This window comes from SAR324 cluster bacterium (assembly GCA_029245725.1).
In the GTDB taxonomy this organism is placed as follows: domain Bacteria; phylum SAR324; class SAR324; order SAR324; family NAC60-12; genus JCVI-SCAAA005.
The window spans coordinates 1-10,100 of sequence record JAQWOT010000002.1 but is presented as its reverse complement, the minus strand read 5'-3'; the positions used below and the strand labels follow the sequence as shown (position 1 = coordinate 10,100).

Sequence of the window (10,100 nt, the reverse complement as noted above, 5' to 3'; positions counted from 1 at the left end):
CTGACACCAGTCTATCAGAGGGAAGGTAACCCTCCAGAAAAGGAGACACTTCCGAAAAATTCATCTCCAGAAAAAGAACCGGAGAACTACCTCGCAGTTCTAAAGCAACTCCTTGTTCATCCAAATATCTCAGATAAATCTTGGGTCTATCAACAATATGATTCGATGGTGGGGACACAGACCGCTCAGGGACCTGGAGGTGATGCTGCTGTCATCATTTTAGAAGAATGCCAAAGAGCTTTGGCCATCAGCATGGACGGTAATAGCCGCTACGTTGTTCTAGATCCATATTTGGGAGGACTGATTACAGTAGCGGAAGCCGCCCGCAACGTTGTTTGTGCTGGAGGCAGACCGCTGGCTTTGACCGATGGTCTAAATTATGGTTCACCTGAAAAACCAGAAATTTTCTGGCAAATGCAGGAATCTGTGCGAGGAATGGCTGAAGCCTGTGAATTTTTATCACTCCCTGTTACAGGTGGAAACGTCAGCCTCTACAATGAATCTCGAGGAGAAGCAATTTACCCAACACCAATCATTGGAATGGTTGGATTAATTGAGAATCTTAATCATATAACCACCTCAAATTTTCAGAGTCCAGGTGATCAAATCTGGCTTCTTGGTGAGACTTTCGCAGAGTTGGGAGGCTCTTGTTACCAAGAGATCCAGTCAGGTAGAATCTTCGGCAACGCTCCCAAACTAGCATTGGATCAAGAAAAACGTCTTCAGGAAGCTGTTCTCGTTGCAATTGAAAGCGGCTTGGTTTCCTCTGCTCATGATTTATCTCTTGGAGGATTGGCCGTTGCACTTGTGAAAGCTTCTTCTGAATCTTTTACAGCTAGTGTAAGTTTTGAATCAGCTCTCCGGGCAGATGAATTTCTTTTCAGTGAGAGTCAATCCCGGATCCTCATTAGTATCGCAAGTCAGTTTTCAGCATCACTCCAATCCATAATGGCCGAGCACATGATCCCTTCTATGATGATTGGTGAGGTTGTTTCTGATCAGTTTAGTATTTCTTTCAATGATGAGCTTTTGATTGAAGATCAAATTCAATCGTTGAAAGCATGCTGGCGCAATGGCTTCCGAGACTACTTCACCAAAACTTGATTAAATCCCAAAAAATTCAACCAAAGGATCCATGTCATTTTGGTTTGACGAAGATGGCCTGAACGAAGAATGCGGAGTATTTGGCATTTTCAATCATCCTGATGCCACAGAATTAGCCTACTATGGGATGCATGCCCTTCAACACAGAGGCCAGGAGAGCGCTGGGATTTGTGTGAGTGATGAAGGGGTTCTAAACCTTCGTCGCGGGATGGGCCTAGTTACAGAAGCACTGAATAAACAAACTCTGGAAACACTTCCCGGCTGTCATGCAATTGGCCATGTCCGCTACACTACCGCTGGTGCCAGTGTTATCACCAACGCCCAGCCCCTACGCTTTCGCTACACCGGTGGTCAAGTCGCCATTGCACATAATGGGAACCTGGTAAACGCTCAAAAGTTGCGTGGTGATCTGGAACGAAGAGGCTCTATTTTCCAAACCGACAGTGATACCGAGGTAATTTCTCACCTGATGGCACAATCAGGGCTTAGTGTTGAAAAGGCTCTTCAAACCGCTTTGGTAGCAATTGAAGGGGCCTATGCGTTGGTTCTACTGACACCTGACAAACTGATTGTGGCCCAAGATCCTCGTGGTTTTCGTCCACTCTGTTTGGGACAAATAGGTCAGAATTGTTGGGTCGTTGCCTCCGAAAGTTGTGCTTTGAATGTCATCGACGCTGAATTTGTGCGTGACTTACACCCTGGTGAAATGCTCGTCATTGATGTGCAAGGTCCCCATTCCACCCGTTTTGCTCCAGAATTACCCAGAACCCTCTGCTCATTTGAATACATCTATTTCGCCAGACCCGACAGTGACCTTGGGGGAGTGAGTGTCCATCTTGCCCGAAAGCAACTCGGAGCAAAACTCTTCCAAGAATCTCCCGTAGAAGCCGATATTGTCATTGGTGTTCCCGACAGTGGTCTCTCTACAGCAATTGGGTATGCAGAAGCTTCGGGCTTATCATACGAGGTGGGTATGATCAAAAATCGCTACGTTGGCCGTACATTTATTCAACCGAATCAGATAATGCGGCGGCAAGGAGTGAAAATGAAACTTAGCGTCGTTCGGCAAGTGATTGAAGGCAAACGGGTTGTCCTAGTTGACGATTCGATTGTGCGGGGAAACACCTGTGGTCGTATTGTTCGATTACTTAGAGAAGCTGGTGCAAAAGAAATTCATATGCGAATTAGTGCCCCTCCAATTCGTCATTCTTGTGTTTATGGAATCGACACACCTACTAGTTCTGAATTGATTGCTGCGCAGTATTCAGTCGAAGAAATATCCAAAGAAATTGATGCTGACTCCTTAGCCTTTATCTCAGAACAGGGAATGATCGAAGCCATCGGAAGAGAGGATTCTTCTCCAAACCGAGGACACTGCTTAGCGTGCTTCAATGGTAACTATCCGACTCCAACCTATGGTACTGGTGAACTACATTGAGCCAAGCATACCAAAAGGCTGGAGTGAATATTCGTGCAGGAGATGAGGCCGTAGAGCGAATAAAAGTTCATGCTCGCTCTACTAATCGAACGGAAGTTATTGGAGGCTTGGGGGGATTCGGTGGGCTCTTTGCGCTAAATATCCAAAAATATAGAGAACCAATCCTTGTATCAGGGACAGATGGTGTTGGTACAAAACTTAAGCTTGCCTTTGAACTGGACCATCACGAGACCGTCGGCATTGACTTGGTTGCAATGTGCGTCAACGACATCTTGGTCTCTGGGGCTGAGCCACTCTATTTTTTGGATTACATTGCTTGTGAAAAACTCGAACCAGAAAAAATTGAAAAAATTGTCGGCGGTATTGCAGAAGGTTGTCGGCAGTCCAACTGTGCGTTATTAGGGGGGGAAACTGCAGAAATGCCGGGCATGTATGCCCAAAACGAATATGATCTTGCGGGCTTTGTTGTAGGGGTTGTTGAGAAAGACAAACTAATCACAGGTGAAAGGATTACTCCTGGAGATTTGGTGATAGGTTTTGGCTCATCTGGCCTGCATAGCAATGGTTTTTCTTTGGTAAGGAAGCTACTGATAAAAAAGGGGATTTCTCTTGAACAATCCTTTCCAGACTCTGAAAAATCCGTAGGAGATATTCTTCTAACCCCTACAAGAATTTATGCTCGTCTCGTGTCTTCGCTCAATGAAAAAGGATTGATCAAAGGCTGGTCTCACATAACAGGTGGTGGACTGATTGGGAACCTACCACGGATTCTTCCAAAAGATATTTCTGCATGTATTCAGTTGAATCAATGGCCAAGATCAGAACTCTTCAAATGGTTGTTTAAGTTGGCAGTTCTGCCACCAGAAGAGATGTTTGAAGTTTTTAATATGGGAATCGGACTGATTGCAGTCATCGATGCAGGTAATGCATCTGTGGTTGAACATATTTGTGATGAAATGGGAGAGACCGTATTTCCTTTAGGCTTGATCGAAAAGGGTGAGCGAGCCATCAGACTAGAAGGAAATTGGTAATGCGGCTAGCCCTTATGGCATCTGGTGCAGGTAGCAATGTAGAAGTTCTCCTTTCAGAAAAACAAGCTGGGAACCTCCCTTTAGTTGATTGGGCAATATTAGCATGTGATCGTCCAGACGCACCAGTCATTCAAAAAGCTAGTTCCAAGGGATTAAAAACTTGGGTTCAATCTCCAAGTGAGTTTGATAACAAAACCGATTATGAAAAATCACTTCACCTAGTCCTAAGCAAACAAGAGGTTGATGGAATTGTTCTAGCGGGATATATGCGTTTGATTGGCCCAACCTTACTTGAACACTGGCAGGGCCGCATCATCAATATCCATCCTTCCCTACTACCCTCATTCCCTGGTCAGCAATCAATCTATGATGCCCTTCAGCATCGAGTCAAGTTAACCGGATGTACCGTCCACTTTGTCGATGAAGGCGTAGATACTGGGCCCATCATCGCTCAAGAATCTGTTCCTATCTTTTCCGCTGACACCCCAGAAACTCTTGCCAAAAGAATTCACGTAGCAGAGCACAGACTTCTTCCCAAGACCATAGGTCGTTGGAGCGAGGGAGGATTCTACTTGAAGGATAAAATTGTCCATTTTGTTGATGAAGTTGGAGAAACGATATGAAGGTCGCTGTCCTTGGAAGTGGTGGACGTGAGCATGTTCTTGTCTGGAAACTGAGCCAAAGCCCAAGAATTAAAGAATTGTTCTGTGTCCCAGGAAATCCTGGCATTGCACAACTGGCAAAGTGTGTCCCACTCCCACTGCATGATCATCTGAGCCTCATTTATTGGGCAAAGAAAGAAGAAATTTCTCTAACCATTGTGGGTCCTGAAAATCCACTCTCTAATGGGATCGTCGATAGTTTTCAGACCGTTGGACTTAAGATTTATGGACCCAACCAAAAGGCAGCGCAACTGGAAAGCAGCAAAACATTTGCGAAACAAATTATGCAGCTTCATGGAGTCCCAACCGCTAAATCAGCATCTTTTACTGAGTTGGGCCCAGCTCTTAGATATGCTGATGAAAATGGCGCCCCCATCGTAATCAAGGCTGATGGCTTAGCTGCTGGGAAGGGAGTCACCGTCGCAACTAGTATTGGTGAGGCAGAGGTTGCTCTGAGGGCATCGCTTGAAAAAAATAGATTTGGTGAAGCAGGATCTACCGTCCTAATCGAGGAATTTCTTGACGGTGAAGAGATGACCCTTTTAAGTTTCGTTAGTGGACCTGATTACCTCACAATGGTTCCATCTCAAGACCACAAACCAGTTTTTGATGGAGATCGGGGGCCGAACACCGGAGGGATGGGGGCTTATTCTCCGGTTCCACACCTGGAGAAATGGCTCCCAGAAATTGTGAAAACTATTATTGAGCCTATGGTGAAGGGACTCCAGCAGGAGGACATTTACTTTCAGGGAATCCTTTACACTGGGCTGATGATCACTGAACAAGGACCCAAAGTAGTAGAGTTCAACGTGCGTTTTGGAGATCCAGAAGCTCAAGTGATTCTGCCCAGACTCCAGAATGATCTTCTTGAGATTTTGGAGGCTTCCGCCGAAGGCAATTTATCTCTAATCAAACTGACTTGGAAGCAAGATGCTTGTGTTTGTGTTATTGCTTCTTCTGGGGGTTATCCAGGTGAGTACAAGACCGGTTTCCCCATATCGGGTTTGAACTACGGAGTGGATGACATGATATTCCATGCAGGAACTAAAATTGTCGGGACAAACCTTGTTACTAGTGGTGGTCGAGTCTTAAATGTCTCCTCATTGGGAGATACCCTTGCTCAAGCCCAATCCCGAGCATATGAGCGCTTACAGAACATCCATTTTGAGAATTTACACTATCGTACAGACATTGCATCCAAGGCCCTTTAAGGCACATATACTTTATTCAAACTAGTTTTTTGATCATTCTCGGATCGTATCCATGAACCAGCTGAGATTATATCTGGTGGTCGGTATTCTATTGCTGGCAACCTCGACTTGGCTGGGTGCACAATCCCACCAAACTGGAGATTTCCCGCATTACATAGGAAAAGTTCGTTTTTCTCTTCAGCAAAAGCGTCTTGAGGGAAATCTTCGAATCCAAATTCCCAAGTCTACCCAAGGCAAAGAGTTACTGCTAGCTCTGCCAATGAATCGTTTTGCCCAAAAAGATGCTAGGGGACTACGCCGGCCAAGAGAAACACCAATTTTTGCGAAAACATCCTTCAGTGAAAATGATGATCCCTTGCTCCCAAGTGGTTTCAGTGCAGGGAGCATTGAAATTAAAAGTGTATGGAATAGAACCCAGCCTATCAAATATCAACTCGAAGCAAACCCAGCGCTAGAGATCGGATACTCTGTTGAACACGGACTTCTGCGGGTTCAAGTTGATGAAGAAATTCAGGAAATTGAGATTGAGTTTCAAACAAATTTTCCTGAGCGATATCAAGAAGGAATTGTGGATGGTATCTTGATGAGTGCCCTTTGGTATCCACAATTATTGATTCCCACAGAATCCGGATGGGATACACGCTTAGATCTTCCCTCACCTGGAACTTTTGAAATTGAATGGAGTTCAGAAGAATCTGGTCAACTGATCAGCACCCCTCTGGCAGCTGCAGTGTCATCCAATGAACCAGTTTTATTACCTAAGACAAACCTACCAATCACCTCCTTCCCGCTGATTTTTGGGAACAAATTCCAGAAGCATGAAGATGCGCCACTTGTCGAGTCATTCTATCAAAACAATTATGAGAGACGGGTTGGATTAATTCATGGCTGGACAGAAGAATTCGTGGCATTTATTGAACAACGCTATGGAATGATGCCTCCATGGGATGAGTTTCGGATCGTTCAAGTCCCTGGCAGGAGTGAAGATGTGACTGTATGGAATAACGTCATCATGGTTCCCCAACCCCATTACGAGCGAAGCGAACTCCTGGATCGTCGCGTTATGGGCCTTCTTAGTATGAAACTCGGTCGCATCTGGTTTGGCTCTGCTTTATGGAATGATGAAGATACCCAGATGTGGTTAAGCCACGGACTACCAACCTTTTTGAGCCTTCGCTTTTATGAAGATAAGTTTGGAAAGAATGGAGGCATTTTTGACTTCATCAACTGGATGAATCCAGGATTTCGTGAACACTTCATTGAAGAAATGGCTCGGAACAACGATCTGGAGTTGATAAAGCCGATTGCTACTTCCTTTCGGGAGAATCCAGCGACACAAGCTCATTTACGGGCAGTCAATTACAAAGCCGCCTCCGTAATCAGCATGCTTGAGTACGAGGTCGGAGAGAAAGCATTTTTGGAAGGACTTCAAAATTTTGTAAAGAAAGGCCAACAAAAGGTTGTGACTCACAATGATTTGCGGAGTCAGATGGAAATCGCGGCTGGAAAAGATCTAGACTGGTTCTTTAAACAATGGTTCGAAACTGTTGAACGCTTGGATTATGCAGTTGGAGAAACAGTATTTGAGGGGTTCCCAAATGGTGAATTCTTGATTCAAGTTGAAGTTCAAAAGCTTGGTGATGCTGTGATGCCACTCGAAGTATTATTACGTACTGACGATGAGAAAGAGCATATACAAAAGATTTTTAGTCAGCGTTCCCTTTATATTGTTGAGTTTCGCACAGAATCCCCACCAGATGAAGTTTCGCTAGACCCTGATGAATTCTTACTCGAGACGTCACGTGTCAATAATCACTCCTTCACTTTTTTCCGAATTCGTTTTGCCTTTGATTGGCACCGACAGCGAGAACGCCTAATTACTTTTGTTCCAGGTTTTACAAATAATGCCATCGATGGGAATTCCTTCGGTGTCGGACTACGTCACCGAGAAGGGGACACAAGCATTTATGCAATTCCTGGCTATGGTACTCGTAGTGGAGACGTACTTTACCAACTAGATTTAAAGGAGGAGAACTTCATCAAAAGGAACTACTTTGGACAATTGCTTCTTGAGAGAAATGGTGGTGTTGTCTCCAACGGAGTTTTTCTTGGCTTCAGTGGCCCAAGATATCCTGATAAGCCATTTTTCGAAGCAAAGGGAGGCATCGCCTTAGAGTATTTCTACTCCACTGCTGCTACGTCATCTGGGGATACAGGCAATTCTAATGTAATGACTCTTCAGTTTGATAGTTGGAATCGAGCTAAAGGGGATTACCTCATTAATTTGAGAGCGCTTGCAGAGCAACCATCCCAAGAACTGGATACCAAGTATTCTTATACACTTTTAACGGAGCGCCTCACTCAAATTTTTGAAACCGGATTCCGAAGTAACATCCGCTGGGAGTTGGTGCTCGGGAATACGCTAGGAGATTCTCCATCGCAAAAGAAATTTTCTCTTGGTGGACCGACTAGTCTACGTGGTTTTCCGCAAACTGGAACGCTTCAGCAGGACAACTACCTATTCAATCGATTAGATTATGAGTTCCCACTCGTTACAACACCCTGGTGGGGGAATGTTTCCAGCATCGGTCTTCAGGGGACTGTTTTCTTTGACCAAGGCCGAGCTTGGGGTGATGAACTAGACTTAGGTAAGGCGAAAGATCGAAGGAACGTTGGGGTTGGGATTCGCTGGGGAGTAGATGCAGCCTCCTTGATTCAGATTCCTCTGAAGTTTGAGATTGCTTATCCCGTTGGGGATAAAGACTACAGAAGCCCCCAGTTTATTTTCTTCGGAGTACTTACAGGAAGTTAATCAGAACTTCTCTTCCATTAAGTCAAGATCGCTATCTAAATCCAAACTTTCATCAATTAACTCCTCTTCAAGAGCAGGGGTAGCCACTGATCGGTTATCGTAGAAAGCCTGCAAAATACTTTGAGCGATTGTTGAGAGATGTGTTGGACGGGTTATAACATTGATTGCGCCCAAAGAGAGTAAGTGCAAGCGATCATCAAGACTGATCGGTCCTGCGAAAACGATGAAAGGTATGTCCGCATGCTCTTCTCCTAGCCTCTGAATGACTCCAAGAATTTCATCCTCATTCGAGGTAGATTGGTTCAATACTACCAAATCCAAGGCGTTTTCCCGTAACATTGGCCAAAGATTCCCCTGCTTCTCCATCAGGCTCATTTTGAAGCCCGTTCTTTCGGAGAGGTATTGCATGATCATATCGTTGTGGGGACTATCTCGCTCTGTTACTAGTGCAACCTGGCTCCCTGCATAGGTTTGTGAATGAAGTTCTGCATCAGGGAATGGGGATTCTGACTGAGAAACAACTGCGCTGGAGTTTTCTTCTGAGGTTGAAACTTCTACGTTTTCTTCTTCGGAAGCAGATTCCGTGTCATCTTTTTCTTTTGTCACTTCTCCAACAAAATCTGGGTAATCTTGTTTTGTAGTTGTCTCAATGTACTTTCTGAGCTTCTCCTGCTCTGTCACAGTGATATCACTGAAGCGAACTGCCGCCTGATAATACCATTCAATGGGCCAGCACCAAATCGCAGTGCCTACAAGGGTGAAAGATGGTTCGAACTCTATACTAACTAGCTCACCTTCAGAAAGTGGATACTCACAATGGAAGCGAACACCGTTCAAGGAGAGGTCTAAACCAGTGGCAATTGGATCCGACCACTCTTCGGTGCTTACTTGAATGGTCTCCTCGAAAATGACTCGCAGGTACTGTCTTCGTTCCTCAGCCATAAAGCAATTGTTCCACTGAATGTTTTAGTTAGCTCTTTTGACTGCCTAAGTCAGCACTGAATTAAAATATTTGTGACTCAGTATGACTTTGGCTCATAGCGATTGATGATGTGCATCTCTTGTTCCAGACTACAGGCGTCAATTTGGAAACCTGCAAGTGAAATCAGATGCTCTGATTGGAGGCATTGCCAATATTGTTCAACAATTTCTTTAAGATTTCCAACAACTGGCAAGATCATTGGGGGACGATCGTATGTGGGAAGTGGTGATCCATTATGAAGATATGTAGTTAAACCGACTCCCAATCCCTCAACAAATTGACGGTAGTGGTAAATGGCATGGTCTGATTCAAAGTTTATTATTTGACTCTTTTTCAGTGAAGATAGCCATATTTGAGGGGTTTCTTTGCGGAAATCCAGTACTCCAGAAATTCGTGGGGTAAAATTTGGTTCATCGGGCTCATGATATTGGCTATCCATTCCTTCTGCTAGGTTTTTTCCTGTTTTCAAGGATTCAACAATCACATCTGTTTGGCTACCATTACTCACTACCAACGTCTTATCCCATCGCCTTGTTGCATTGTAAAGAATGAGTGAGGGGTCTTCAACCAATGCAGGATCAGAAGGCTCAGTTCGTAAAATTTCATTCTCATACCGCAAACACCGGTTACGACTGTTTGTACTACGCCCCATGATCCAGTAAATCCCACCCCAATGGTCTTGGTCAAAACGGCCCAATAAAACTCCGCGGCCTGGGTAATCATTGTCTGATAAACTTTTAAGATTCTGCTCCGCAAGTCTTTGGGCTTCAGTAATCATAAATTTCATACTGCTCATGATGCAGAACATCGGAAGCCTTCATGCTCAATGGAACACCGACTGCTTCTTCAATATCTTTTAA

General features: G+C 44.6%; 8 protein-coding genes. 6 read left to right on the top strand and 2 right to left on the bottom strand.

All coding sequences use genetic code 11. From position 1 onward, the window contains the following. The 6 genes from P8O70_00060 to P8O70_00035 form a co-directional block, all read left to right on the top strand. Positions 1–1,104 (top strand): AIR synthase related protein (locus P8O70_00060; GenBank protein ID MDG2195280.1); only part of this gene is annotated, 1,104 nt, incomplete at its 5' end. Between the two features lie 31 nt (positions 1,105–1,135). Further along, complete coding sequence (purF, locus tag P8O70_00055; GenBank protein MDG2195279.1) at positions 1,136–2,542, top strand: amidophosphoribosyltransferase; 1,407 nt, start codon at positions 1,136–1,138, stop codon at positions 2,540–2,542. Then, positions 2,539–3,573: a phosphoribosylformylglycinamidine cyclo-ligase gene (gene purM / locus P8O70_00050; GenBank protein MDG2195278.1), complete on the top strand. Its 1,035-nt coding sequence runs from the start codon at positions 2,539–2,541 to the stop codon at positions 3,571–3,573. Before purF ends, purM begins: the two co-directional genes overlap by 4 nt. Then, the gene (gene purN, locus P8O70_00045; protein ID MDG2195277.1) at positions 3,573–4,196 is read left to right on the top strand and encodes a phosphoribosylglycinamide formyltransferase; all 624 of its coding nucleotides are present in this window, start codon (positions 3,573–3,575) and stop codon (positions 4,194–4,196) included. The genes purM and purN overlap by 1 nt, the downstream gene beginning before the upstream one ends. Continuing rightward, positions 4,193–5,446 (top strand): phosphoribosylamine--glycine ligase, encoded by a 1,254-nt coding sequence (purD, locus tag P8O70_00040; protein MDG2195276.1) that lies wholly within the window; start codon positions 4,193–4,195, stop codon positions 5,444–5,446. The genes purN and purD overlap by 4 nt, the downstream gene beginning before the upstream one ends. A gap of 52 nt (positions 5,447–5,498) precedes the next feature. Continuing rightward, positions 5,499–8,258: a M1 family aminopeptidase gene (locus tag P8O70_00035; protein ID MDG2195275.1), complete on the top strand. Its 2,760-nt coding sequence runs from the start codon at positions 5,499–5,501 to the stop codon at positions 8,256–8,258. Here P8O70_00035 and P8O70_00030 read toward each other — a convergent pair whose 3' ends face one another. Next, positions 8,259–9,200 carry a PilZ domain-containing protein gene (locus P8O70_00030; GenBank protein ID MDG2195274.1) on the bottom strand — a complete coding sequence of 314 codons (942 nt, stop codon included), beginning with the start codon at positions 9,198–9,200 and terminating at the stop codon, positions 8,259–8,261. A 77-nt stretch (positions 9,201–9,277) separates the two neighbouring features. Continuing rightward, entirely contained in the window at positions 9,278–10,018 is a 741-nt protein-coding gene (locus tag P8O70_00025) for an IMP cyclohydrolase (GenBank protein MDG2195273.1), read from the bottom strand. Positions 10,019–10,100: the final 82 nt, after the last annotated feature.

Bases quoted from the DNA above. Each gene is read 5' to 3' on its own strand.
- purF (MDG2195279.1), top strand. From the start codon at position 1,136: ATGTCATTTTGGTTTGACGAAGATGGCCTGAACGAAGAATGCGGAGTA.
- purN (MDG2195277.1), top strand. From the start codon at position 3,573: ATGCGGCTAGCCCTTATGGCATCTGGTGCAGGTAGCAATGTAGAAGTT.
- purD (MDG2195276.1), top strand. From the start codon at position 4,193: ATGAAGGTCGCTGTCCTTGGAAGTGGTGGACGTGAGCATGTTCTTGTC.
- P8O70_00035 (MDG2195275.1), top strand. From the start codon at position 5,499: ATGAACCAGCTGAGATTATATCTGGTGGTCGGTATTCTATTGCTGGCA.
- P8O70_00030 (MDG2195274.1), bottom strand. From the start codon at position 9,200: ATGGCTGAGGAACGAAGACAGTACCTGCGAGTCATTTTCGAGGAGACC.
- P8O70_00025 (MDG2195273.1), bottom strand. From the start codon at position 10,018: ATGATTACTGAAGCCCAAAGACTTGCGGAGCAGAATCTTAAAAGTTTA.